Annotated in this window: 25 protein-coding genes; 12 read left to right on the top strand and 13 right to left on the bottom strand. The window is 71.1% G+C overall.

Annotation, left to right across the window (positions count from 1 at the left end):
* Positions 1-34: 34 nt before the first annotated feature.
* Positions 35-325: a DUF2631 domain-containing protein gene (locus tag ACFWPA_RS07780; protein ID WP_378569942.1), complete on the bottom strand. Its 291-nt coding sequence runs from the start codon at positions 323-325 to the stop codon at positions 35-37.
* A 264-nt stretch (positions 326-589) separates the two neighbouring features.
* Here ACFWPA_RS07780 and ACFWPA_RS07775 point away from each other — a divergent pair, with 264 nt between their 5' ends.
* From ACFWPA_RS07775 to ACFWPA_RS07750, 6 genes are all read left to right on the top strand, one after another.
* On the top strand, positions 590-718 hold the full coding sequence (locus tag ACFWPA_RS07775; RefSeq protein ID WP_378569941.1) for a hypothetical protein: 129 nt from the start codon (positions 590-592) through the stop codon (positions 716-718).
* Positions 719-767: 49 nt separating this feature from the next.
* Complete coding sequence (dxr, locus tag ACFWPA_RS07770; RefSeq protein ID WP_378569940.1) at positions 768-1,919, top strand: 1-deoxy-D-xylulose-5-phosphate reductoisomerase; 1,152 nt, start codon at positions 768-770, stop codon at positions 1,917-1,919.
* An 8-nt stretch (positions 1,920-1,927) separates the two neighbouring features.
* Positions 1,928-3,154: a M50 family metallopeptidase gene (locus ACFWPA_RS07765; RefSeq protein ID WP_378569939.1), complete on the top strand. Its 1,227-nt coding sequence runs from the start codon at positions 1,928-1,930 to the stop codon at positions 3,152-3,154.
* Positions 3,155-3,199: 45 nt separating this feature from the next.
* Positions 3,200-4,354, top strand: a complete 1,155-nt coding sequence (gene ispG / locus ACFWPA_RS07760; protein ID WP_378506653.1) for a flavodoxin-dependent (E)-4-hydroxy-3-methylbut-2-enyl-diphosphate synthase — start codon at positions 3,200-3,202, stop codon at positions 4,352-4,354.
* Positions 4,355-4,437: 83 nt separating this feature from the next.
* Positions 4,438-5,274 (top strand): GNAT family N-acetyltransferase, encoded by an 837-nt coding sequence (locus ACFWPA_RS07755; RefSeq protein ID WP_378506654.1) that lies wholly within the window; start codon positions 4,438-4,440, stop codon positions 5,272-5,274.
* Positions 5,275-5,385: 111 nt separating this feature from the next.
* Positions 5,386-7,194, top strand: coding sequence for a penicillin-binding transpeptidase domain-containing protein (locus ACFWPA_RS07750; protein WP_378506655.1), 1,809 nt, complete (start codon positions 5,386-5,388; stop codon positions 7,192-7,194).
* A gap of 7 nt (positions 7,195-7,201) precedes the next feature.
* Here the strand turns inward: ACFWPA_RS07750 and ACFWPA_RS07745 are convergent, their stop codons facing one another.
* The 4 genes from ACFWPA_RS07745 to ACFWPA_RS07730 all read right to left on the bottom strand — a co-directional run bounded on the left by ACFWPA_RS07745 (position 7,202) and on the right by ACFWPA_RS07730 (position 10,915).
* Positions 7,202-7,657, bottom strand: a complete 456-nt coding sequence (locus tag ACFWPA_RS07745; RefSeq protein WP_378506656.1) for a hypothetical protein — start codon at positions 7,655-7,657, stop codon at positions 7,202-7,204.
* Positions 7,658-7,775: 118 nt separating this feature from the next.
* Positions 7,776-8,540: a nuclear transport factor 2 family protein gene (locus tag ACFWPA_RS07740; RefSeq protein WP_378506657.1), complete on the bottom strand. Its 765-nt coding sequence runs from the start codon at positions 8,538-8,540 to the stop codon at positions 7,776-7,778.
* A 73-nt stretch (positions 8,541-8,613) separates the two neighbouring features.
* The gene (locus ACFWPA_RS07735) at positions 8,614-10,026 is read right to left on the bottom strand and encodes an APC family permease (RefSeq protein ID WP_378506658.1); all 1,413 of its coding nucleotides are present in this window, start codon (positions 10,024-10,026) and stop codon (positions 8,614-8,616) included.
* 31 nt (positions 10,027-10,057) lie between these two features.
* Entirely contained in the window at positions 10,058-10,915 is an 858-nt protein-coding gene (locus tag ACFWPA_RS07730; protein WP_378506659.1) for a LuxR C-terminal-related transcriptional regulator, read from the bottom strand.
* Between the two features lie 107 nt (positions 10,916-11,022).
* Here ACFWPA_RS07730 and ACFWPA_RS07725 point away from each other — a divergent pair, with 107 nt between their 5' ends.
* A complete protein-coding gene (locus tag ACFWPA_RS07725) occupies positions 11,023-12,651 on the top strand; it encodes an AMP-binding protein (RefSeq protein ID WP_378506660.1) in 1,629 nt (542 codons plus the stop codon).
* Positions 12,652-12,694: 43 nt separating this feature from the next.
* On the opposite strand, the gene ACFWPA_RS07720 is transcribed toward ACFWPA_RS07725, so the two are convergent.
* The 6 genes from ACFWPA_RS07720 to ACFWPA_RS07695 are packed head-to-tail and all read right to left on the bottom strand — an operon-like array spanning position 12,695 to position 18,454.
* The gene (locus tag ACFWPA_RS07720) at positions 12,695-13,480 is read right to left on the bottom strand and encodes an ABC transporter permease (protein ID WP_378506661.1); all 786 of its coding nucleotides are present in this window, start codon (positions 13,478-13,480) and stop codon (positions 12,695-12,697) included.
* On the bottom strand, positions 13,455-14,360 hold the full coding sequence (locus ACFWPA_RS07715; protein ID WP_378506662.1) for a 2-aminoethylphosphonate ABC transporter permease subunit: 906 nt from the start codon (positions 14,358-14,360) through the stop codon (positions 13,455-13,457). The genes ACFWPA_RS07720 and ACFWPA_RS07715 overlap by 26 nt, the downstream gene beginning before the upstream one ends.
* Positions 14,357-15,538 (bottom strand): ABC transporter ATP-binding protein, encoded by a 1,182-nt coding sequence (locus ACFWPA_RS07710; RefSeq protein ID WP_378506663.1) that lies wholly within the window; start codon positions 15,536-15,538, stop codon positions 14,357-14,359. Before ACFWPA_RS07710 ends, ACFWPA_RS07715 begins: the two co-directional genes overlap by 4 nt.
* A 1-nt stretch (position 15,539) precedes the next feature.
* Complete coding sequence (locus ACFWPA_RS07705) at positions 15,540-16,589, bottom strand: 2-aminoethylphosphonate ABC transporter substrate-binding protein (RefSeq protein ID WP_378569938.1); 1,050 nt, start codon at positions 16,587-16,589, stop codon at positions 15,540-15,542.
* A gap of 27 nt (positions 16,590-16,616) precedes the next feature.
* Positions 16,617-17,306 carry a phosphonatase-like hydrolase gene (locus tag ACFWPA_RS07700; protein WP_378569937.1) on the bottom strand — a complete coding sequence of 230 codons (690 nt, stop codon included), beginning with the start codon at positions 17,304-17,306 and terminating at the stop codon, positions 16,617-16,619.
* A gap of 20 nt (positions 17,307-17,326) precedes the next feature.
* On the bottom strand, positions 17,327-18,454 hold the full coding sequence (locus tag ACFWPA_RS07695; protein WP_378569936.1) for a TIGR03364 family FAD-dependent oxidoreductase: 1,128 nt from the start codon (positions 18,452-18,454) through the stop codon (positions 17,327-17,329).
* Positions 18,455-18,629: 175 nt separating this feature from the next.
* On the opposite strand from ACFWPA_RS07695, the gene ACFWPA_RS07690 reads away from it, so the two are divergent.
* The gene (locus ACFWPA_RS07690; RefSeq protein WP_378506752.1) at positions 18,630-19,334 is read left to right on the top strand and encodes a GntR family transcriptional regulator; all 705 of its coding nucleotides are present in this window, start codon (positions 18,630-18,632) and stop codon (positions 19,332-19,334) included.
* 109 nt (positions 19,335-19,443) lie between these two features.
* A complete protein-coding gene (locus tag ACFWPA_RS07685) occupies positions 19,444-19,632 on the top strand; it encodes a ChaB family protein (protein WP_378506667.1) in 189 nt (62 codons plus the stop codon).
* Positions 19,633-19,638: 6 nt separating this feature from the next.
* On the opposite strand, the gene ACFWPA_RS07680 is transcribed toward ACFWPA_RS07685, so the two are convergent.
* Both ACFWPA_RS07680 and ACFWPA_RS07675 read right to left on the bottom strand, forming a co-directional pair.
* A complete protein-coding gene (locus ACFWPA_RS07680; RefSeq protein WP_378506668.1) occupies positions 19,639-19,998 on the bottom strand; it encodes a hypothetical protein in 360 nt (119 codons plus the stop codon).
* Positions 19,999-20,066: 68 nt separating this feature from the next.
* Positions 20,067-20,540 (bottom strand): MarR family winged helix-turn-helix transcriptional regulator, encoded by a 474-nt coding sequence (locus ACFWPA_RS07675; RefSeq protein ID WP_378569935.1) that lies wholly within the window; start codon positions 20,538-20,540, stop codon positions 20,067-20,069.
* Between the two features lie 65 nt (positions 20,541-20,605).
* Here ACFWPA_RS07675 and ACFWPA_RS07670 point away from each other — a divergent pair, with 65 nt between their 5' ends.
* From ACFWPA_RS07670 to ACFWPA_RS07660, 3 genes are all read left to right on the top strand, one after another.
* A complete protein-coding gene (locus ACFWPA_RS07670; RefSeq protein WP_378569934.1) occupies positions 20,606-22,093 on the top strand; it encodes an MFS transporter in 1,488 nt (495 codons plus the stop codon).
* Positions 22,094-22,175: 82 nt separating this feature from the next.
* Positions 22,176-23,033 (top strand): type I methionyl aminopeptidase, encoded by an 858-nt coding sequence (gene map / locus ACFWPA_RS07665; RefSeq protein ID WP_378569933.1) that lies wholly within the window; start codon positions 22,176-22,178, stop codon positions 23,031-23,033.
* Positions 23,030-24,565, top strand: a complete 1,536-nt coding sequence (locus ACFWPA_RS07660; RefSeq protein ID WP_378506672.1) for a cobyric acid synthase — start codon at positions 23,030-23,032, stop codon at positions 24,563-24,565. The genes map and ACFWPA_RS07660 overlap by 4 nt, the downstream gene beginning before the upstream one ends.
* Positions 24,566-24,571: the final 6 nt, after the last annotated feature.

Here is a 24,571-nt window from a genome sequence, read left to right as displayed (position 1 = left end):
CCGGAGCGGCGCGGCCGTTGTCGTGGACGGGTGGCTACCGCGGCTTGCGGCGACGGATGATGTCGCGAACGAGCAGGAACACCATGCCGGCGGCGAGGCCGACGAGCCACAGGTCCTCGACCCGGCCCTCGTGGTTGCCGACCGTGTAGAGCAGCAGGAACGCGGCGAAGAACCAGCCGAGGAAGCGGAACAGTCGCGGCGCCTCACCGCTCCAGCCCCATTCCGCAGAGGGCACCTCGGCGGTGTCGACTTTGCTGGTGACGATGGGCTCGCTGGCGGCCACGGCCGATCCTCCTGCTCGTGCGGGTATGCGGATTGCTCGCATATCGTGGCATACGACCCGACGTCGTAGCGAGCGGGGTGGACATGTGGGAGGGGCGTTTCGGATGACCGTCACAGCGACCGGACGGGTGATGGTCACCGATGCCGGTGTCCCGAAGCGGCACGGTGAGGCCGTGGTGGCGCGGCGAGCCGACGGCCGATGACGATCCTCGTCACCGGCGCCCGAGACGGTGCGCACTGTGGTTGCCATGGCCAGGGACGCGGGAGTCGAGCACATTGTCGACCTGTCCGGTGAACCCGAATCGTGGTGGATGAGGCCATCGCCTCGATGGTGGGTGCGCCGCAGGCCGCGACGACCACGGTCGCCGACGTGACCGGGCAGCCCGCGACGAGCCACGCCGCGTGGGCGGCCGCGCACGCCGACCACTTCCGCTGACCGCCGGGCTGTCAGGTTGCTCTCAGGTCGCATCGGGAACAATGGACGGGTGGCAGAACCTACGCGCGTGCTCCTGCTCGGCAGCACCGGCTCCATCGGCACCCAGGCCCTCGAGGTCATCGCCGCGAACCCCGACAAGTTCACCGTCGTCGGCCTGGCCGCGGGCGGTGGCAACATCGACCTGCTCGCCGACCAGATCCGCGCCACCGGCGTCACCCGGGTCGCGGTCGCCGACCCCGCAGCCGCCGCCCGGCTCGACCTGCCCGGCGTGCTCGCCGGCCCCGACGCCGTCACCGAACTGGTCCGCACCACCGAGGCGGACGTCGTGCTCAACGCCCTCGTCGGGTCGCTCGGCCTCGAACCGACCCTTGCCGCACTCGCATCCGGCGCGCGGCTCGCGCTGGCGAACAAGGAGTCCCTGGTCGCGGGCGGACCGCTGGTCACCGCCGCGGCCGCGCCCGGCCAGATCGTGCCGGTCGACTCCGAACACTCGGCGCTCGCCCAGTGCCTGCGGGGTGGTCGCGCCGACGAGGTGGACCGCCTGATCCTCACCGCGTCCGGCGGCCCGTTCCGCGGCTGGACCGCGGACGCGCTCGAGGACGTCACCCCCGAGCAGGCCGGCGCCCACCCCACCTGGTCGATGGGCCCGATGAACACCCTCAACTCGGCGTCGCTGGTGAACAAGGGCCTCGAACTGATCGAGACGCACCTGCTGTTCGGCATCGACTACGACCGCATCGACGTCACCGTGCACCCGCAGTCGGTCGTGCACTCGATGGTCACCTTCACCGACGGGTCCACGCTCGCCCAGGCCAGCCCGCCGGACATGAAGCTGCCGATCGCCCTCGCGCTGGGCTGGCCGGACCGGGTGCCCGGCGCGGCCACCGCCTGCGACTTCCGGACCGCGTCGACGTGGACGTTCGAACCGCTCGACGGCGCCGTCTTCCCGGCCGTCGACCTGGCGCGGGCGGCGGGGAAGGCGGGCGGATGCATGACCGCGGTCTACAACGCGGCCAACGAGGTCGCCGCCCAGTACTTCCTCGACGGTGCTGCCCCATTCCCGTCGATCGTGCGGACCGTGGAGCGGGTGCTGGCGGGCGGCGGCCAGTGGTCGGCGGCACCGGCTACCGTGGATGACGTGCTCGCGGCGGATGCCTGGGCAAGGGCACGCGCCCACGAACTCGTCGAGCGGAAGGGCTGACAACCGGCATGTTGATCATCGGCGTGATCCTGTTCGCGCTCGGCATCACCGTTTCGATCGCGCTGCACGAGGCCGGTCACATGTGGACCGCCCGCAAGCTGGGCATGAAGGTCCGCCGGTACTACATCGGCTTCGGACCGAAGATCTTCTCGTTCCGCCGCGGCGAGACCGAGTACGGGCTCAAGGCGATCCCCGCCGGCGGCTTTTGCGACATCGCGGGCATGACCGTGCACGACGAGCTCGCCCCCGACGAGGTCGACCGGGCGATGTACAAGCAGAAGACGTGGAAGCGTCTCGTCGTGATGTCCGGCGGCATCGTGATGAACTTCGCGCTCGGCCTGCTGCTGATCTTCCTGCTCGCGGTGGGCTGGGGGCTGCCGAACCGGGACGACCGCGCGGTGGTCGACGCGCTGGTGTGCGTGTCGCCGTCACAGGCCCCGAAGGAGCAGGACTACGCGCTGGCCGACTGCTCCGGCGTCGGTCCAGCGGAGGCGGCCGGGATCGAGCAGGGCGACGTCATCGTCGCGGTCAACGGCACGCCGACGCCGACGTTCTCCGACGTCGTGACCGCGACGCAGCCGGTGACCGGGACCGCGGAATTCACCGTCGAGCGGGGCGGCGAAACGCTGACCGTCGACGTGCCGGTGACGCAGGCGCAGCGGTGGGTCAATAACCGGGATTCGACGCCGGAGAACCCGCTGCCCCCGGTGTCGAAGGAGGTCGGCGCGATCGGCATCGCCGCGCCGCCTGCGTGGGTGGAGTACTCGGCGGTGACCGCGGTCCCCGCGACGTTCGTCTACACCGGGGACCTGTTCGTGCAGAGCGTGCAGGGGCTGATCCAGATGCCGTCGAAGGTGGCCGACCTGTGGACGGCGGTCACCGGCGGCGAGCGGGCGATCGACACCCCGGTCAGCGTGGTCGGCGCCTCGGTGATCGGTGGGCAGGCCGCCGAACGCGGCCTGTGGGAGATGTTCATCGTGCTGCTCGCGTCGCTGAACTTCTTCCTCGGCATCTTCAACCTGCTGCCGCTGCTGCCGTTGGACGGCGGGCACATGGCCGTCGCCATCTACGAGAAGATCCGCAACAGCCTGCGGATGCGTCGGGGCCTGCCCGCGGGTGGGCCGGTCGACTACATGAAGCTGATGCCGCTGACGTACGTGGTGATCGCGATCGGCGGAGCGTTCATGCTGCTCACGCTCACCGCGGACATCATCAACCCGATCAAGATTTTCTAGCCCGACTAGACTTCCCTGGTACCGCAAAAACGAAAGTAGGCAACCGTGACCAGCCCCGTCGGTTTGGGCATGCCCGACGTCCCCGCAGTCCTCGCCCCGCGTCGCACGACCCGGCAGTTGATGGTCGGGGGTGTCGGAGTCGGCAGCGACCATCCCGTGTCGGTGCAGTCGATGTGCACCACCAAGACGCACGACGTGAACGCCACCCTGCAGCAGATCGCCGAACTGACGGCATCCGGCTGCGACATCGTCCGTGTCGCCTGCCCCCGGCAGGAGGACGCGGATGCGCTCGCGACGATCGCGAAGAAGAGCCAGATCCCGGTGATCGCGGACATCCACTTCCAGCCGCGGTACATCTTCGCCGCGATCGACGCCGGCTGCGCAGCGGTCCGCGTCAATCCCGGCAACATCAAGGAGTTCGACGGCCGCGTCAAGGAGGTCGCGAAGGCGGCCGGGGACGCGGGCATCCCGATCCGGATCGGCGTCAACGCCGGCTCCCTCGACCCGCGGCTGATGCAGAAGTACGGCAAGGCCACCCCGGAGGCCCTCGTCGAGTCCGCGCTGTGGGAGGCGGGCCTGTTCGAGGAGCACGGCTTCGGCGACATCAAGATCTCCGTCAAGCACAACGACCCGGTCGTGATGGTCGAGGCGTACCGGCAGCTCGCCGCGCAGTGCGACTACCCGCTGCACCTCGGTGTCACCGAGGCCGGTCCCGCCTTCCAGGGCACCATCAAGTCGGCGGTCGCGTTCGGCGCGCTGCTGTCCGAGGGCATCGGCGACACGATCCGGGTGTCGCTGTCGGCGCCGCCCGCCGAGGAAATCAAGGTCGGCACGCAGATCCTGCAGTCGCTGAACCTGCGTCCCCGCAAGCTGGAGATCGTGTCCTGCCCGTCCTGTGGGCGGGCCCAGGTGGACGTGTACACCCTCGCGAACGAGGTGACCGCGGGCCTCGAGGGCATGGAGGTTCCGCTGCGCGTCGCGGTGATGGGCTGCGTCGTCAACGGTCCCGGCGAGGCCCGCGAGGCGGATCTCGGCGTCGCGTCCGGCAACGGCAAGGGGCAGATCTTCGTCAAGGGTCAGGTCATCAAGACCGTCCCGGAGGCGCAGATTGTGGAGACCCTGATCGAGGAGGCAATGCGCATCGCCGAGGAGATGGGCAACGATTCGGAATCGGGAACGCCGGTCGTCACCGTCAGCTGACCGCGGACCGTATCCTGTCGGCACGCCCACCGCGTGGGTGATTCAAGTGTCCGATTCGTTCGACGAGACCCGGGGGTGACGGGGTGCTCAAACTCCTCGGCGCCAGGCAACTCGGCGCGCGGGACCGCGCCGACGTGCTCCGGGTGCTCGACGCCGACCCCGTCGCGACGTGCATGGTCGCCGCCCGGGTGCAGGACCTCGGTGTCGAACCGCGTTCGATCAACGGGGAACTGTGGAGTCGCGGCGGGCCCGACGAGTCGCTGTGCTTCTCCGGCGCGAACCTCGTCCCGCTGCGCGGCACCATCGGCGATCTGCGCGCCTTCGCGGACCGGGCGTGCCGGTTCCCGCGCATGTGCTCCTCGCTGGTCGGGCGGGCCGAACTGACGATGCCGCTGTGGGAGATGCTCGAATCCGACTGGGGCCCGGCCCGGGAGGTCCGTGCCGACCAGCCGCTGCTCGCGCTCGCCGCGCGGCCACTCGTCGAACCCGATCCGCAGGTTCGCCTGGTCAGGATGGACGAGCTCGACGCCTACCTCGTCGCCGCCGTCGACATGTTCATCGAGGAGGTCGGTGTCGACCCGCGCGCCGGTGACGGGGGCCGCGGATACCGGCGCCGCGTCGCCGGGCTCATCGCCGCGGGCCGCGCGTTCGCCCGCTTCGAGAACGGCGCCGTGCTGTTCAAGGCGGAGATCGGGTCCGCGTCCCGCCAGGTGGGCCAGATCCAGGGAGTGTGGGTGCACCCCGAACACCGCTGTCGTGGCCTCGGCGCCGCGGGCACCGCCGCGGTCGCCGCCGCCGTCGTCGACGGCGGCCGCACCGCCAGCCTGTACGTCAACAGCTTCAACGCCCCGGCCCGTCGCGCATACGAGCGGATCGGCTTCACCCAGGTGGCCACCTTCTCGACCATCCTCCTCGACTAGCCTGCCCTCGGTCGGCTCCGCCGCCGTGCGTGCCGAGCACCCCGGTCGGGGTACACATCGCGCACGGTCGTTGGGCCGAATGCGTGCGCGGCGCACCTACTATGGGCGTCGATGAAGTCACGTGTCGCCCACCGCGCCCGCACCCCGTTCGTCCTCGCGCTCGCCGGGGCGCTCACCGTCGGGCTCGCCGCGTGTACCCCGAAGCCCGACGGGCCCGAACCGGCGGCCCAGCAGTTCGTGACCGCGCTCGCCGGGCGGGAGACTGCCGCAGCGGCCGCGCTGTCCGACCGGCCCGACGTCGCGCAGCAGGCGCTGGACTCGGCGTGGGACAACCTGCAGGCCGAGTCGATGACCGCGACGCTCGGCGACGTCCGGGTCGCCGGCGACACCGCGACCGTCGGCTACACCTACGAGTGGCACCTTCCGAAGAACCGGGTCTGGACCTACAGCGGTGACCTGCAGATGGGCAGGAAGGATGGGGACTGGGCGGTGCGGTGGAATTCGACCGACCTGCACCCGAAACTCGGTGACACCCACACGATGTCGCTGCGCGCGATACCGGCACCCCGGGCCAGGGTCAACGAACGGTCCGGAACCGACGTGCTGGTGCCCGGCACCATCGAACGGATCAAGCTGGACGCGCGGAAGGCGGGCGACCTGGGGTCCGTCGCAGGCGCGCTCGCGAGGATCCTGGCGCCGTTCGTCCCGTCCCTGACCGCGCAGTCGATCGCCGAGTCGGCGTCCAGCGTCAAGGGCACCTATCTGGTCGCGAGCCTGCGCGAGGAGGACTACGAGACGGTCGCCGCGTCCCTGACCGAACTGCCGGGGGTCACGGTCGACGAGGAGGCCGACCTGCTGTCCACCGACCGCGACTTCGCGCCCGACCTGATCGGCCAGGTCAAGAAGCGGGTCATCGACGAGGTGGACGGCACCGCCGGGTGGAGCGTCGTGACCGTCAACCAGAACGGCCTCGACACCGACGTGCTGACGGACACCAAACCCCAACCGGCCCCGTCGTTCTCGGTCAGCCTCGACCGCCCGATCCAGGTCGCCGCACAGAACGCGGTCGACGCCCGCACCGAGCAGGCGATGATGGTGGTGATCCAGCCGTCCACCGGGGCGATCCTCGCCGTCGCGCAGAACAAGGCCGCCGACCGGGACGGCCCCGTCGCGTCCACCGGCATGTACCCACCCGGCTCGACGTTCAAGATCATCACCGCTGGCGCGGCGATCGACACCGGCCTCGCGACCCCCGGCACCATGGTCGGCTGCCCGGGCCGGATCGTGATCGGGGAACGATCGGTGCCGAACTACAACGAGTTCGCGCTCGGCACCGTGTCGATGAGCACCGCGTTCGCGCGGTCCTGCAACACCACCTTCGCGAAACTGGCCAGCGAGATGGAGCCGGACACGCTGACCAGGGCGGCAGCGCAGTTCGGCATCGGCGTCGACTACGACGTCCCCGGTTTACCCACCGATGCGGGCTCGGTGCCCCCCGCCGACGACCTGGTGCAGCGCACCGAGGACGGGTTCGGTCAGGGCAAGGTGCTGGTCAGCCCGTTCGGGATGGCCTTGGCCGCCGCGACCGTCGCGAACGGCTCGACACCGGTGCCACATCTGATCGTCGGCGACGAGACCACCGTCGACGGCGAGCGCACCCCGATCACGCCGCAGATGGTCGACGGGCTGCGCGGCATGATGCGCGAGGTGGTCACCTCGGGCACCGCGACCCGGATCGCGGGGGAGGGCGACGTCTACGGCAAGACCGGGGAGGCCGAGGTGGACGGCGGTTCCCACGCGTGGTTCGTCGGCTACCGCGGCGATCTCGCGTTTGCGACGCTCGTGGTCCGCGGTGGCAGCTCCGACAACGCGGTCGCGGTCACCAACGACATGTTCGCCGCGCTGCCCGCCGGGTACTGAGCGGGCGCTACCCGGACACGGGTGCCGCGGCGGCGCCGCGGTGGTCGCGCACGACGGGTTCCGGCTGGGGGGTGCGGTGGTCCCGCACGACCGGTTCGGGTTCGGTGGGGCCGACCAGGACCCCGCCGCCGGGCTCCCCGCCCGGACCGCGGTGATCACGCACCTCCGGTTCCGGGTCGACCACGGTAGGCCCCGGATCCAGGACGCCGTGCGGTGTCGTCACCCGCGGGTCGCTCGGGCAGACCTCCGCGCGCGCCATGCCCGGGTCGTGCGGCGGCATCGGGCACGCGTCCGCGGGATCCGTTGCTCCACCGTCCGGGACGCCGGGGTGCATCGGAGCGGTGAGCGTCGGGTCGAGGTCGGGGACAGCGGCCGCCGACGCGACGCCGGTCAGGCCGAGCGTCAGTCCCGCCGACGCGGCGAGCACGGTGATGATGGTTCGGGCGGTGCGGGAACGGCTCATGAGGGACTCCCTGTGGGTGTTGTGGTCGAGTGCCCCATCAGCGTCCCGCGCGGCGGCTGGCGCGGACACCCACCCCGGGTGGTGGAAGATCCCACCCGCCCTGCGCGAGCGGTCCGGGTCAGGAGTAGATGACGGCGCGGACCACCCGCAGGCTCCGGCGGTCGAGGTAGCAGCACAGCAGGGCGGGCGCGCCGTCGGCGGTGCAGGACGCGGTGACGGCATCGCCGGCGGCGATCACCTTCGTCAGGTTGGTGACGGTGCGGCCGCCGAGGGTGCGCGCGGCGCCGGTGTCGCCCCGCCCCGCGGCCTCGACGAGGTGCCGGACGGCCTGCTTGCCGCGGTCACCGACGCTGCGGACCGCGGCGCCGAACGCGAGCGTCCCGCCGACGCCCTGGTGCCGCAGCATCCGCCCCGCCATCGAAAGGCCGACCCGCACCTTCGCGGGGTCAACGCCCGCGACCTGCGCGAACATCGGGGCCACCGCCCAGTGCGCGGCGATCCGACGGATTCGGGGTTCGCCGTCGTCGAGGGTGGTCTCGTACAGCAGATGCATCGGCGCCTTCGCGACGACGCCGCCACCGAGCCGGGTCTCGATGGTGACGTCGCGGACCACCGTCATCCCGTCGACGATGTCGTCGCGTTCGACGTGGAAGCGAATGTCGTTGGGAGCGATGAAGGTGTCCCAGAAGCGGGCGAGGGGCTGGCCGCCGCGGCGGCGGCTGCGCCGGTCGTAGAGGCCGCCGAGGACGGGCCTGCCCCCGACCGGGTCCTCGACCACGTGCGACCGCGCGAACAGGCCGAGCCACGCATCCCTGTCGTGGTCGGCGACCGCGGCGGGGGAGGCGTGCGCGAGCGCGAGCAGGGCGGCGGGATCGGCGAGCATGGGCACACCTCGGGGTCGGTGAGGGCTGTGGGTACCGCGGAGTATGCCAGAGTTCTGGAACGTGTTCTAGAAGTCAGTTGGTGGGGCCGTGCGGGTGCGCCGGATCGTCCCCGAGGTACTCCGGGTGCAGTTCGCCCTTGACGCCGAGCTTCTTGTTGACCAGGACGTTCACGAACCACAACACCACCCCGATCGCCAGCAGCGCCCCGGCGATCGCGTACTGGTCGGGGTTGCGGTCGGTCAGCGGGGTTGCCAGGAACGCGCAGCTGAGCGCGCCGACCACCGGAAGCACGGTGGGTGCCCGGAAGTGCTTGTGGTCGACCGGGTTCCGCCGCAGCACCAGGACCGCGACGTTGACGATGGTGAACACGCAGAGCAGCAGCAGCGCGGTGGTGCCGCCGAGCTGGGGCACCTCGCCGACAAACGTGATCAGGCCGAGGGCCAACAGGGTGGTGAAGCCGATCGCGATGTACGGGGTGCGCCGGGACCGGTGCACCCGGCCCAGCTGTGGTGGCAGCACGTGCTGCCTGCTCATCCCGTACAGCAGCCGGCTCGCCATCAGCATGTTGATCAGCGCGGTGTTCGCTACCGCGAACATCGTGATGAACGCGAAGATCCCGATCGGGAACCCGGGCGCCCCGGCCTGCACCACCTTCAGCAGCGGGGTGTCGCCCTCGCCGAGCTCGGCCGCAGGCACCAGCGCGATCGCGGTCACCGACACCAGCACGTAGACCAGGCCGGTGAACAGCAGACCGATCAGCAGCACCTTCGGAAAGATCCGGCTCGGATCCTTGCATTCCTCGGCCATGTTCACCGAGTCCTCGAATCCGACCATCGCGTAGAAGGCCAGCGTGGTCGCCGCGATCACCCCGCCGAGCGCGGTGCGATCCCCGGTGTCGAACGTCATCGCGCGGGAGAAGTCGCCGTCGCCGACGCCGAGCGCCCACATGCCGATGAAGATGATGATCAGCAGGCCCGACAGCTCCACGCAGGTGAGCACCACGTTCACCTTCACCGATTCGCCGACGCCGCGGAAGTTGACCGCCGCGACGATCAGCATGAAGGCGATGCCGAGCAGGGTGATCCCGATGCCGGTGCGCAGGTCGAGGTCGAAGGCCTCGGCGAAGTTCGCGGCGAACGCGCGGGACGCGGTCGCCGCCGACGTGATCCCCGAACACATCACCGCGAACGTGACCATGAACGTCAGGAATTGGATGCCGAACGCCTTGTGCGTGTACAGCGCGGCCCCGGCGGCCTGCGGATACTTGGTGACCAGCTCCAGGTAGCTGAACGCGGTGATCAGCGCGACCCCGAACGCGACGAGGAAGGGCAACCACACCACGCCGCCGACATCCTTGGCCACCTGCCCGGTCAGGGCGTAGATGCCGGTGCCGAGGATATCGCCGACGATGAACAGCAGCAGCAGCCACGGTCCCATCACCCGTCTGAGCGTCGGTTCCTGTCCGGTGTCGGCCGGTGTGGTCATGACGCCTCCTTGAGTGGAATCGCCTTCGGGCCTAGGGCAGCAGGCCGAGCCGCCGCGCGCTCACCACCGCTTCGTGCCGGGAGTGCGCGTCCAGCTTGCCCATCGCGCTGCGCAGGTAGCTCTTGACCGTCTCCGCCCCCAGCGAGAGTCGATGCGCGACTTCGTTGTTCGTGCAACCCAAGGCGATGTGGGCGAGGACGTCGAGTTCCCGCGGCGACAGGGCGACGGCGCCCGGGTCGGCGCCTGCGGAGAGCAGCCCGGCGAGCTTATCCGCGACCGCACGCAGCCGCCGCCGCAGCGCGTCGTCGGGGACGTCCGTGGCCAGGCTCCGCAGGTCCGCGTTGGCGTCCCGGATGCCCTCGGACACCGCCGCGTCGACGCCACCCGCCGCCGCGTCGCGGGTGCCGAGCAGACGCAGCCTGCGGTCCACCTCGTCGCGGATCGTGATCTCCGCGGCGAGTCGGCGCCCGGACAGTGTCAGCACCTCGGCGGTCCGGTCACCGATCGGTGTCGACTCCCGGATCGCCGCGTACAGCACGGCCCGGGACACGCCGTCGACGACGACCGGCACGGCGAGCACCGACCGCAGCCCCTCGCCGAGGACCGGGCCGTCGAAGTGGTGGGTGATGCTGCGGGCGATGCGGTAGTCGGGGACCGATGCGGGACGGCGTTGGTGGGCGGCGCGGCCGCCGAGACCGGATGTGGACGGCACGGTCAGGCCCCTTAGCCCGTTCGTCCGGGTGCCGAGGAACTCGGTGAGCAGCAGGTTGCCGTCGTGAACCTCGCCGCCGAACAGCACGGGAACACCCGTCAGGCCCGCCGCATGACGCAGCTCGGCGCGCAGCGCGTCGCCGTCCCTGGGACGTAGGAGGGGGCTCGGCATCGGCATCGGTGGCTACCCCTTTCCGGGGGTGGTGAACGGCTCCTGTGAGCTAGATCATAAGGCCAGTGACGTGGTCGGCGTCACGCCCGGAACGGAAGTGGGAGGAACCACCGATGAACGACACCGCGACCCGCGTTGGTGCGCTGCTGGCCCGATACGACACCGCCGACGCCTGCGCGGCCGAGCTGCTGTGCGACCGGCACCCGGCCGACGCCGTCGCGTTCACCGTGATCGACGCGGACCTGTCCTCGCGGGACCTCACCTACGGCGAGCTGCGCGACGAGTCGACGCGGTTCGCCGCCGCGCTCGCCGACCTGGGGGTCGAGCCGGGCCACTGCGTCGCCACCCTGATGGGCAAGTCCGCCGAACTCGTCGTCGCGCTCCTCGGCATCTGGCGCCGCGGCGCCGTCCACGTGCCGCTGTTCACCGCGTTCGCCCCGCCCGCGATCGCGTTCCGGCTGACCTCGGCGGGCGCGCGGGTCGTGGTCGCGGACCGGGACCAGCTGGGCAAGCTCGCGCCGGGCGACGACATCCCCGCCGACGCCCCGTGGACGACGGTCGTCGCGGCGGGAGACCCGGAGTCCGACGCGCAGCTGCGGCTCACCGACCTGCTCGCCGCGCACACCGCGGACGACCCGAAGGGCGCGGCCGTCGCGGTCGGGGGCGCGGCGCCGCTGGTGCAGCTGTTCACCTCCGGCACCACCGGAACGCCGAAGGGGGTGCCGGTCCCGGTGCGCGCGCTGGCCTCGTTCCACGGCTACCTCGAGTTCGGCCTCGACGTGCGTCCCGACGATGTCTTCTGGAACGCCGCCGACCCGGGCTGGGCGTACGGCCTGTACTACGCGCTGCTCGGCCCGATGGCGGCCGGGACCCGCAGCCTGCTGCTGCACGCCGGATTCTCGGCGGCGCTGACCTGGCAGGTGATCGAGCGCTTCGGGGTCACCAACTTTGCCGCCGCGCCCACCGTGTACCGCAGCCTGCGCGCCGACACCGGGCCGGTCCCCGACGGCCTGACGCTGCGGCGCGCGTCGTCGGCGGGGGAGCCGCTGACCCCCGACGTCGTCGCCTGGTCGCGGTCCACCCTCGGCTGCGAGGTGCGCGATCACTACGGGCAGACCGAGCACGGCATGTTCATCGTCAACGCCTGGGCCGACGGCCTGCGTGAGCAGGTTCCGGCCGGGTCGATGGGGCGGGCGCTGCCGGGCTGGTCGTGCGCGGTGCTGCGCGACGACGCCGACGAGGTGGCGCCGCCGCGGACCGCGGGCCGGGTCGCGATCGACACCCGTCGCTCGCCGCTGATGTGGTTCGCCGGCTACGTCGACGCCCCGGAGAAGACCAGGCAGCGGTTCACCGCGGACGGCCGCTGGTACATCACCGGGGACGCGGGCAGCACCGACGAGGACGGGCACTTTTTCTTCTCCTCCCGCGATGACGACGTGATCATCATGGCCGGCTACCGGATCGGCCCGTTCGACGTCGAGTCCGTCCTGGTGATGCACGAGCACGTCGTCGAGGCCGCCGTCGTCGGCATGCCCGATGAGCTGCGCGGTGAGGTGCTTGAGGCGTTCGTTGTGCTCCGGGACGGGGTGGATGGCACCGACGACCTCGAGGCCGAGCTGCAGCAGCTGGTGAAGAAGAAGTTCGCGGCGCACGCCTATCCGCGGACCGTGCACTTCGTGCCGTCGCTGCCGAAGACCCCCAGCGGCAAGGTACAGCGGTACATCCTGCGGCTGCGCCCGTGAGTCCTTTTGGCCCCCAGCGGGACCAGAAGGACTCACGGGTGCGTCAGCGCCTGCGGAGGCGGCCGACGACCAGCAGCGCGAGCAGGGTGACCGCGAGCAGCAGCGTGGTGTTCGCGGCGGCCTGGAACACCTGGCCGCGGTCGGTGAGCCCGAAGATGGTCACCGGCAGCGTCTTCCACGTCGCCGGGTACACCATCACGGTGGCCCCGAGCTCACCCATCGACAGCGCGATGGACAGCCCGGCGGCGGCGCCGATCGCGGGCAGCAGCAGCGGCAGCGTCACCCGCAGCAGCACCCGGACCGGTCCGGCGCCGAGCGACTCGGCGGCCTGCCGGTAGGCGGGGTCCATCCGGTCCAGCGCGGCGGAGACAGAGCTGAACGCGAACGCCAACACCAGCACCGTGTGCGCGAGAATCACGATCCACTTGGTGCCGCCGAGCAACAGCGGCCGCGAGTTGAACGCGATCAGCAGGCCGAGGCCGATCGCCACCGACGGCACCGCGATCGGCAGGTGGAACACGGCGTCGGTGAGCTTCCGCAGCCAGGCCGGCGCCTCCCGTGCCGCGAGCGCCGCCCACGTCCCGACCCCGAGCGCGAGGGCGCCCGCGATGAACGCCGTCTGCAGGCTCACCGCCAGGCTCGCCAGGTTGTCGTCCGACAGGGCGGCGGCGAAGTGCTTGCCGCCCAGGTCCGACGGCAGCGGCCCGGTCCAAGACCCGGCGAGGCCCGCCGCGATGACCGTCGCGATCGGGGCAACGAAGACCACCGCGACCACCAGCCCGAACACGGTCAGCGTGAGTGCCCTAGCGCGCGTTGTCCACAGCAGCACGGCTGCCTCCCATCGGTCGGTTGAACAGGACCCGGTAGCCGACGTACAGCGCGATCGACAGCGCCACCTGCACCGTCGCGATGACCGCGGCGCCGGGCAGGTCGAAGGTCACGATGCCGCGGGTGTAGATCAGCACCGGCAGCGTCACCACGTCCTTCGCCCCGGTGAACAGCACGATGCCGAACTCGTTGAGCGTCAACAGCAGGACCAGTGATCCACCGGACATCAGCGCAGGCCACGCCTCCGGCATCACCACCGTCCGCAGCACCCGGGCCGGTGACGCGCCGAGGCTGGCGGCGACGTCGAGCTGCTCGCGCGGCAGCTGGGTGAACGCGGCGAGCAGCGGCCGCACGACGAACGGGGTGAAGAAGGTGATCTCGGCGGCGATGACGCCGAGCGGGGTCGCGAGGAAGTTCAACGGCCCCTGCTCGGCGCCGGTGATCCGGGTGATCAGGGCGTTGACCGCGCCCGCGGTGCCGTACAGGAACGTGAACGCGAGGGTGATCAGGAACGACGGCAGCGACAGCACCGTGTCGATCAGCCTGCCCACCACCTTCGACCCGGGAAACGGGACGAACGCGAGGACCAGCGCAAGGAACGTGCCGAGCACCATCGCGCCGAGCGTCGACAGCGCCGCGATCTGCACGGTGCGCCACAACGCGTTCCGGAACAGCTCCGACCCCAGCACCTCGGTCCAGGTGGACCAGCCGCGGCCGTCGTCGGTGACGGTGGACTCGGCAAGCACCCGGGCCATCGGGTAGACGGCGAACCCGAGCACCAGCAGCAGCGGCGGCAGCGCCAACAGGGTCGGTGCCCATCGGCGCGGTTCGGGCCGCACCGGGATCGGGTCCGACACCGGGCGGTCCAGGAGCGCGGTCACGACACCGGTCCCGGGGCCGGGACCAGCACCGCGCTCAGGTCGGGGAAGCTCACCCCGACCGGGCTGCCGATCGGTCGACCGTCGTGTCCGGTGACGTCCACGTCGACCGGATGCCCGGGCAGCCCGTCGAGGGTGACGGTGAGGCGGGTGGTTGCGCCGCGCCAGACGCTCCCGGTGACGGTCCCGGCCAGCGCACCCCGCTCGCCGGGGGACACCAGGGTCACCGCGTGCGGCCGGATGCACAGCAGGGCGGCGGAATCGGCGGCCTCCCAGTCGGCGGCACCGGCCGGTGTCGCTGGCGCCTGGGCGGTGACCGGAACACCGGCCAGCGACACCAGGGCGGATCCGCCGATCACCCGGGTCACCGCGGCTGGCAGCAGGTTCGCCCCGCCGAGGAACGCGGCGGTGAAACTGCTCGGGGGCCGCTTCCACAGGTTCTCGGTGGTGTCCACGTCCACCAGTCGGGCGTCGCGCATCACGGCGATCCGGTCGGCGAGCGCGAGCGCCTCGGACTGGTCGTGGGTGACGTAGAGCATCGCGGTGTCCGGCAAGGCCGCCCGCAGCTGCTGCAGTTCGGTGAGCATCGACTGCCGCAGCTGCGCGTCGAGCGCGGCGAGCGGCTCGTCCAGCAGCAGCACCTTCGGGCGGATCGCGAGCGCCCTGGCGATCGCCACCCGCTGCTGTTGTCCGCCGGACAGTTCGCGGGGAAAACGCTTGCCGTAGGCCGACATTCCGACCATCTCGAGGGCGTCCGCGACCCGGCCGCCGATCTCGGACCGCGGCACGCGCTGCGAGCGCAGGCCGAACGCGACGTTCTCCGCGACCCGCATGTGCGGGAACAGCGCGTAGGACTGGACGACGACGCCGATCCCGCGCCGGGCTGGGGGCAGGTCGGTCACGTCGACGTCGCCGAGGCGGACGGTGCCCGACACCGGGCGGTTGAACCCGGCGAGCGCCTTGAGCGCGGTCGACTTGCCGGACCCGCTCGGCCCGAGCAGGGCGACGGTCTCGCCCGGCGCCACCCGCAGGTTGAAGTCGATCAACGCCCGGGTGGCGCCGCGTCCCCGCCCGTAGGCCACGTTGACGCGGTCGAAGGTGATCGCAGGGTGGGTGGCGCCGCGGGTGCCGCGGTCGGTGCCGGTGTCCGTGGCGCGCCACCGGGTGTTGATCCTGTTCATGTCAGCTCCCGGTCGCCTTCTGGTATGCGGCCAGGTCGGCGTCGAGGTCGCGCAGCACGTCGTTCCAGTTCGGGGTCCACACGTCGACGCCTGCGAGGGCCCCGGACGGGGTGTTCGGGTCGGTGCCCTCGCCCGCCGTGAGGTCGGTGCGCACCGAGACGCCGAGCGCGTCGGTGCCGACGGCGCGCTGCGCCTTCTCCGAGAGCAGGTACTCCATCAGCTGCTTCGCTTCCTCGGAGCGGGGGGCGCCCGTCGCAAGGCCCATCACGTAGGGGAGCGCGATGGTGGTGCGGGTGCCGTCCGGGTTCGCCGGGAAGAACAGGTCGAACTGCGAGCCGTCGTCCCTGATCGACGCCAGGTTCATCTGCACGTCGCCGTTCGCGACGAGCAGTTCCCCGTTGCTGACCTTCGGCTGCAGCTTGCCGGTCGACGACGACGGGCCGACGTTGTTGGTCTGCAGCGCCGCCAGGTAGTCGAGCGCGCCCTCCTTGCCCATCAGGTGCTGCAGGAGCAGCAGGACCGCGGTGCCGTCGCCGGCCTGGCCCGGCGTCGAGTACTGCAGCTTGCCCTTGAACTGCTCGGTAAGCAGGTCGTCCCAGGTCGTCGGGGCCGGGTTCGCGCCGGGGTTGGCGATGAAGGTCAGGTAGTTGTTCACCACCGGGACGTAGCTGCCCGCCGGATCCTGCACGTCGGCGGGGACGGCGGAGGTATCGATTCCGCTCGGCTGCAGCAGGCCCTGCGCCGCCGCCTTCTGGATGAACGGGGGCAGCGTCACGACGACATCGGCCTGCGGGTTGGACTGCTCCTTCTCCACCCGGGAGACGACCTCACCGGAGCCGGCCTCGACGAGGTTGACCGCGATGCCGGTCTCCTTGGTGAATTCCTCGAACTGTGGTTCGTACCAGGAGGCGAGTCCGTCGGCGCTGTAGACGGTGACGACACCGCCGTCGGAGTTTGCGGCGGTGCCGGTGCCCCCGCACGCGGTCAGGGTCAGGGCCGTCGCGACCAGTGCGGCCGCGGCGGCGGCGGGGCGGATCGTGAAGGGACGCATCGAAATCCTCACTGTGGGTGAACGGTGTCAGCGGGTGGACAGGACGAGGTCGGCGAATTCGCGGACCGAGGGCAGGACGGCGGTGGCGCCTGCGGCGCGCAGCTCGTCCTCGCCGTGCGCCCCGGTGAGCGCCCCGGCAACGACGGTGGCGCCTGCCCGCAGCCCGGAGGTGACGTCGTTGGCGGTGTCGCCGAGCACGGCGACCTCGCGGACGTCGTCGATCTGCAGGCGCAGCAGGGCGGTCAGGATCAGGTCGGGGTAGGGGCGCCCCCGTCCGGCGTCGGACGGCGCCAGCGTCAGGTCGGCGATCTCCTGCCACCCGAGGGCGGCAAGCAGCTTGTCCTGCGTGCCGCGGCTGAACCCGGTGGTGAGCGCGACCTTGACGCCCGCGTTGCGGAGCGCGGTGATCGCGTCGGCCGCGCCGGCGATCGGTTCGGCGTTGCCCTCGTCGATCAGGCGGTCGTAGGCCGCCTCAAATGCCGCGTTGGCGGCCCGGGCGCGTTCCTCGTCGCCGCCGGTCAACGCGCGGAACACGATGATCTTGGACTGGCCCATCGTGTCGAGGACGTATCGCCGGGCGGCGTCGCCGTCCGGGCCCTCGGTGGGGATTCCGCCCGCGACGGACGCGTCGGCGAAGGCCCGAAGGACGAGTCCGTCGTCGGCGACGGTGGTGCCTGCCATGTCGAGGACGGCGAGGCGGATCTGGGTGGTGGACATGCTGTCTCCTGCGGTTGTCTCTAGAGGCCGAGCTGCTCGGCGGTCTGTTCGGCGAGGGCGGGCCCGAGGGTCATGCCGCGCCCGCCCGGCCCGGCGACGACCCAGATGCCCGCGGCGGGCTGCCCGCGGTGCACCAGCTGGCCGGGGTCGAGGTGCTGGCTGTAGACGCCGGCCCACCGCTGCACGATCGGCGGGAGCTTGCGGCCCAGCAGCTCCTCCATGACGGAGGTCAGGTGCTGGTACGGGGCCTCGTCGACGTCGAAGGTGAACGGCTCGTCGTATTCGTGGGTGTCGCCGATCGTCAGGCCGCCGTGCAGACGCTGCACGCACAGCAACTGCATCCGGTGCGCCGCCGCGGTCGGGGACTGCGGCTGCGCCGCCTTCAGGGCCTCGAGGGCGTCGCCGGCGAACCCGGGGTAATAGCGGAGGCTGTCGCCGTCCGCGATCGCGGTGGTGAGTGATTCGCCGAGCGGGGCGGTCTGCATCATCTGCAGCCGGACCCGGCGCAGCGGCAGGTCCCCGGCGAGGTCACGGGCCAGCCCGCCGAGGGTGGCGCCGGGGCACACGATCGCGAGATCGGCGTCGAAGGTCCGGCCGCGGTCGTCGCGGATATGGACGCCGGTATCGTCGCTGGCCACCTCGCGGGCCTCGGTGGAGGCGTGGAAGGTGTAGCGCCCGCTGGCCTCCAGATGCGCGCGGATGGCGGGCAGCGTCACCCGGGATTCGACGGCACCGTCGCGGCTGCAGTGCAGGCCAGCGAGGTACCTGCCGCGCAGCGCGGGGTTGACGCCGCGAACCCGGTCGGGATCGAGCAGCGTGAACCCGCGGGCGTCGGCGTCGGGCCGGGCGAGCACCTCCTCCGCGACCGCCACCTCCTCGGGGGTGCGGAGCAGGGTCAGTGATCCGGCCGGACGAAAGCCGATGGCGGGGACCCGGGCGGCCAGGTCCGCCCACAGTTCGCGCGAGCGCAGCGCCGCGTCCAGTTCGTGTTCGGCCCGCCCGGACACCCAGACCAGACCGAAGTTGCGTACCGTGGCACCACGTGCCTCGGGTTCCCGTTCGAGGTGGACCACCTCGTGCCCTCTGCGGATCGCCTCGTCGGCGTGTGCCGTGCCGAGGATTCCGCCTCCCACAATTGCAATTCGCATGAGGGCAGCATGGGCATTGGTCTAGACCAACCGGGGGACGCCCGGGAAACTCCAGGTGAACAGTTGGTATAGACCAAATCTGAGGTACTGTGACGACCGTGAGCGACGACGCAATCGTGTTCGAAGAGGTTGGCGCACTGCCGGATTCGGCCCACCGTCGGCCTGGTGCAGCGGCATCGTGACGGCCGAGGGCGTGCCCAAGCATTACGTGGTGCGCACCCACGTCGAGGACCTGCTGGCCGGCCTCGCCGAGGGTGATCCGGTACCCGCGGAGCGCGAACTCGCCGCGACCTGCGGGGTGTCACGGGAGACGGTCCGGCAGGCGCTGCACGAGCTGCTCGTCGCCGGCCGCGTCGAACGGCGGGGGAGGGGCACCGTCGTCGCCCGACCCAAGCTGGTGCAGCCCCTCTCGCTCGGGTCGTACACCGAGGGCGCGCTGAGTCAGGGCCGGGAACCGGGCCGAATCCTGGTGCGGTGGGAGGAGATCGACGCGCGGGAGCGACTGTCCGAGAATCTCGAGATCGCCCCGGGTGCCCCGGTGATTCACCTCGAGCGGGTCCTGCTCGCCGATGGCGAGCGGATCGGACTGGAGAGCACTTATCTGCCGTTGGCGCGCTTCCCGGACCTGGCAGACACCTTCGATCCCGAGAGTTCTCTCTACGCGGCGATCCGCGCCACGGGGGTCCGGTTCGCGACGGCGACCGAGCGGATCGAGACCGTGCTGCCCACCCCGCGCGAGGCGGGGCTCGTCGAGGCGAGCACCGCGCTGCCGATGCTCAAGTTGGATCGGGTGTCCCGGGATGCTGCCGGGGTGCCGATCGAGCGGGTGCGGTCGCTGTACCGCGGTGACCGGATGGCCTTCGTCGCCGAGCTTCGCTGACCCGCCGTGCCCGTCCCGCCCGGATAACGAATTCGGTTCACCGGTGTCGCGACGGGCGAGGGCGACGGACAATGGGCACACATTCCATGTCGACGAAAGGGGTGCCGAAGTGAACCGGACCGAACTCCCGCAGACGTTGCGTCGATCCTCCAGGGAGGTGCAGGAGGCCTTCTCGGCGGCCCACGAGACGGCCGTCAGGCGGTACGGCGAGGGCGAGGACGCCCAGCGTGCCGCGTACGGGCAGCTCAAGCAGGGCTACGAACTCGAGACCGACCATTGGGTGCCCAAGCAGGGGTGAGTCGGATCAGTCGGTGAGGAACCCGGCGCCGAGCGCGGCATAGATCAGTGTGAGCGTCATCAGGACCCAGCCTGCGCCGTGCCACACCGGCCAGGTGCCGCCCCGCTTCCACACCGTGTAGGTGCGGACGAAGGCGCCGAGTCCACCGATCGCCAGGATCGCGGCGGGGGCAATCGCGAGGAGATAGCGGTCGGCGGTCGCGCAGACGGCCGCCTCGGTCGCCGTGCAGTCGCTGCGCCCGAGATAGGCCCAGAGCGCACTCGCGGCCATGACCGCGAGGGCGGTGCCCGCCGCGATGCAGGTATAGCGGGTGGCCCGCCGGAGTTCCGGCGGATCGTTCCACCGCTTCTCGACGTCGTCCGACATGCCGCGCGCCTCCACCCTGCCGCCCGCCGGGCGGCGGGCGCATTCCACGCTACGCCCGGGTCCGCCGCTCAGCCTGCCTCGTCGACCCGCCGCGCGGCGGACGGCCGCGGCCAGACCCGCCCGGTGCGCCGCTCGACGTCGATGTTGAAGCGCTTGAGCAGGTCCGCGAACAGGGTTCGGTCCTCCTCCGACCAGTCGGCGAGTGCGCCTTCGATGCCGAGGACCCGCAGCGCCCGCTCGTCCTGTAGCCGGCTCAGTCCCTCCTCGGTGAGCCGGAACTTGCGGGCGATGCCGCCGTCCGGATCGGGAATGCGCTGTACCAGGCCGGATCCCAGCATCGCGGTGGTCTGACGGCTCAGCGTGGAGGTGTCCAGGCCGAACGCCTCGGTGAGTTCACCGACCGACATCGGTCCCTGGACGGCCAGCCTGCTGAGCACCACGAAGGCGCTGTGGTCCAACCCGTCGGCGCCGCGTCGTGCGCGGGGCAGGTGCCGGGCGAGCAGCATCGTTTCGAACTGGATCCGATCCGCGGGCGTGTACATCGACGTCCTTCCGAGAGTTGCATCGCGCACGAAGATTGTATCGGGCACCGAATATGTATGATGCAATGAATTTGCATGCTGCAAGTTCGAGTGGTGAGGAGGTGCCCGTGGCAAGGTCCGCTGGCGGGGTCGGTGCGGTGAACGAGAACAGGCTCGTGGGGGTGCTCGCCGCGACCGGCATCGTCGCCGCGCTCATGCAGACCCTGGTGGTCCCGCTGATCGGCGACCTGCCGCAGCTGCTGGACACGTCGGCATCGAACGCGACCTGGGTGATCACCGCGACGCTGGTCGCGGGCGCGGTGTGCACCCCGATCACCGGCCGCCTCGGCGACATGTACGGCAAGCGGCGCATGCTGCTGATCGTCACGGTGCCCCTGATCGTCGGATCGCTGGTGTGCGCGCTGGCGACCTCGGTGCTACCGATGATCGCCGGGCGCGCACTGCAGGGCGTCGGGATGGGGCTGATTCCGCTCGGCATCAGCGCGATGCGCGATCTCCTTCCGCCGCAGCGGCTGAACTCGGCCATCGCACTGATGAGTTCGTCGATGGGAATCGGCGGCGCGTTGGGTCTGCCGCTCGCCGCGGCCGTCGCTCAGAACGCCGACTGGCGGATGCTGTTCTGGGGTGCGACCGCCGTCAGCGTTCTGGTGGCGGGGTTGATCTGGAGGACCGTCCCCGCGACCCCGGTCGACCCCGCGGCGGGCCGGTTCGATCCGATTGGTGCCGCCGGTCTTGCCGTCGGGCTGGTCTGCCTGCTGCTCGCCGTCTCGAAGGGCGGCGACTGGGGCTGGACGGACGGGCTCACCGTCGGCCTGGTCGTTGCCGCCGTCGCCGTCCTGCTGGCCTGGGGCTGGTGGGAGCTGCGGGTCACCGACCCGCTCGTCGACCTGCGGACCACCGCGCGGATGCAGGTGCTGCTGACCAACGTCGCTGGCGTGGTCGTCGGGTTCTCGATGTACGCGCAGTCGCTGATCCTGCCGCAGCTGCTGCAACTGCCCGAGAGCACCGGGTTCGGCCTCGGCCAGTCGATGCTCGAGATGGGCCTGTGGATGGCGCCCGGCGGGTTCGTGATGATGGCGGTCGCCGGCGTCGGTGCCCGGCTCTCGTCCGCTCGCGGGCCCAGAATCACCCTGATCGTCGGCGCCCTGATCCTCGCGGTCGGCTACGGGTCCTCGCTGCTGCTGATGGGCTCGGCGTGGGGCATCATGATCGTGGCCTGCATCTGCAGCGCCGGAACCGGTTTCGCCTACGGCGCGATGCCCGCCCTGATCATGGGGGCGGTTCCGCGCTCGGAGACCGCGGCCGCCAACGCCTTCAACGCCCTGACCCGATCCCTCGGCACCGCGGTCGCCGCCGCCGTCGTCGGCGTGGTGCTCGCCCAGATGAGTGTGCCGGTCGGGGACTTCACGCTGCCGACGGAGGCTGGCTTCCGGACCGGGCTGCTGATCGGATGCGGTGTCGCGCTGGTCGCGGCGACCGTCGCCGCGGCGATCCCGGCCCGGCGGTCCGCCGCAGCGGACGCCTCGGTGCCGGACCTGGTCGCGCAACGCTGATCGCCCCGCCCGGCGGGCCTCCCTCGCGGGCGCCGCCGGGCTCGCCCCCGTCGGTGGTCACGCGGCGCGTAACCTTGACGCCATGTCTGTGCGCGCACCCCTGGTCCCCGGAACCGTCTCGCCGACCCTGGCCGTTCCCGGGAAGATCGAGCGCCCCGAGTACGCATGGAAGCCCACGGTCAACGAGGGCAACGAGCCGTGGGTGCAGACGCCGGAGACGATCGAGAAGATGCGGCTCGCGGGGAAGATCGCCGCGCAGGCCCTGCAGGAGGCGGGTCGGGCCGTCGCGCCGGGGGTGACCACCGACGAGCTCGACCGGATCGCCCACGAATACATGGTCGACCACGGCGCCTACCCGTCGACCCTGGGCTACAAGGACTTTCCGAAGTCGTGCTGCACCTCGCTGAACGAGGTGATCTGCCACGGCATCCCGGACTCGACGGTGATCCAGGACGGCGACATCGTCAACATCGATGTCACCGCCTACCTCGACGGGGTACACGGCGACACCAACGCCACCTTCCTTGCCGGCGACGTCTCCGAGGAGCACCGCCTGCTGGTCGACCGCACCCGGGAGGCCACCATGCGCGCAATCAAGGCCGTTCGACCCGGACGCGAACTCAACGTGATCGGCCGCGTCATCGAGTCGTACGCAAACCGGTTCGGCTACGGCGTCGTCCGGGACTTCACCGGCCACGGCATCGGCGAGACGTTCCACAACGGACTGGTGATCCTGCACTACGATCAGCCGAACGTGGACACGATCATCGAACCCGGCATGGTGTTCACGATCGAACCGATGATCAACCTCGGCACCGTCGACTACGAGATCTGGGACGACAACTGGACCGTCGTCACCAAGGACCGCCGGTGGACGGCCCAGGTCGAGCACACCCTGGTGGTCACCGACACCGGCGCCGAGATCCTCACGTTGCCGTGACCGGCGGCGCCCTGCTGGTCGCAGGCACCACCTCCGATGCGGGCAAGAGCGTCCTCGTCGCGGGCCTGTGCCGCCTGTTGGCGCGTCGAGGGATCTCGGTGGCGCCGTTCAAGGCGCAGAACATGTCCAACAACTCCGTCGTCACCCTCGACGGAGGCGAGATCGGACGCGCCCAGGCGCTGCAGGCGCGGGCGTGTGGACTCGAACCGAGTGTGCGGTTCAATCCGGTCCTGCTCAAGCCGGGCAGCGACCGCACCTCGCAGCTCGTGGTCCGCGGCAAGGCCGTCACCTCGGTCGGCGCCCGCGACTACATGACCCATCGGCAGTGGCTGCGTGGGGTGGTCGCCGACGAACTTGCGTCGTTGCGCGCCGAATTCGACATCGTCGTCTGCGAGGGTGCAGGCTCGCCCGCCGAGATCAACCTGCGCGCAACGGACCTCGCAAACATGGGCCTCGCGCGTGCGGCGGGGTTGCCGGTCGTCGTGGTCGGCGACATCGACCGCGGGGGAGTGCTCGCGCATCTGTTCGGCACCGTCGCGGTGCTCGAGCCCGAGGACCAGGCACTGATCGCCGGGTTCGTGGTGAACAAGTTCCGCGGTGACGTCGGGTTACTGGAACCCGGACTGCGGCAACTGGAGTCGTTGACCGGGCGTCCCACCCTCGGGGTGGTGCCGTTCGCCGAGGGCCTGTGGATCGATGCGGAGGACTCGCTGTCGACCACCGCGGACGCCCCGGTCGGCAGGCCGGCGCCGCCGCGCGGCCGGGACTGGTTGCGGGTGGCCGCGATCCGGCTGCCCCGCGTCTCGAACGCCACCGACGTCGAGGCGCTGGCCTGCGAGCCGGGGGTGTCGGTGCACTGGGTGAGCGAGCCGTCCCGGCTCGCCGACGCCGATCTCGTCGTGCTCCCCGGCAGCAAGTCCACCGTCGCGGACCTGGCGTGGCTGCGGTCCTCGGGGCTCGCCGCCGCGGTGACGTCCCGGGCGGCCGCCGGACTGCCGATTCTCGGGATCTGTGGCGGCTACCAGATGCTCGGCCGCCGGATTACCGACACGGTGGAATCCGGTGTCGGCGCCGTGGACGGTCTCGGCCTGCTCGATGTCGACGTCGAGTTCGCCCCGGACAAGGTGCTGCGGCAGGTGACCGGAATCGCGGACGGAATCGCGGTGTCCGGCTACGAGATCCACCACGGTCGGGTGACCCGGACCGGGGATCCGGCGCTGCTGGGCCACGAGGACGGCACCCCGGAGGGCAGCATTCGCGGTGCCGTCCTCGGCACCCACTGGCACGGCCTGCTCGAGTCCGACGGGTACCGGCGCAGGCTGCTCACCGACATCGCCGTGGCCACCGGCAGGGACTTCACCGTCGCCCCCGACACGTCCGTCGCCGCCGAACGCGCCGCCCAGCTCGACCTGCTGGCCGATCTGGTGGAACGGCACGTCGACGTCGACGGAGTGCTCGCGCTGATTGATCGCGGTGCGCCGCAGGAGCTTCCGGTGATCACGAGTCAGTGGCAGCCGGACGTCCGCTCCTGACCGGCG

The organism is Rhodococcus sp. NPDC058505, assembly GCF_042720095.1.
GTDB lineage: Bacteria > Actinomycetota > Actinomycetes > Mycobacteriales > Mycobacteriaceae > Rhodococcus_G.
The sequence above is the reverse complement of the archived record's forward strand: the minus strand, read 5'-3'. Positions and strand labels throughout refer to the sequence as shown.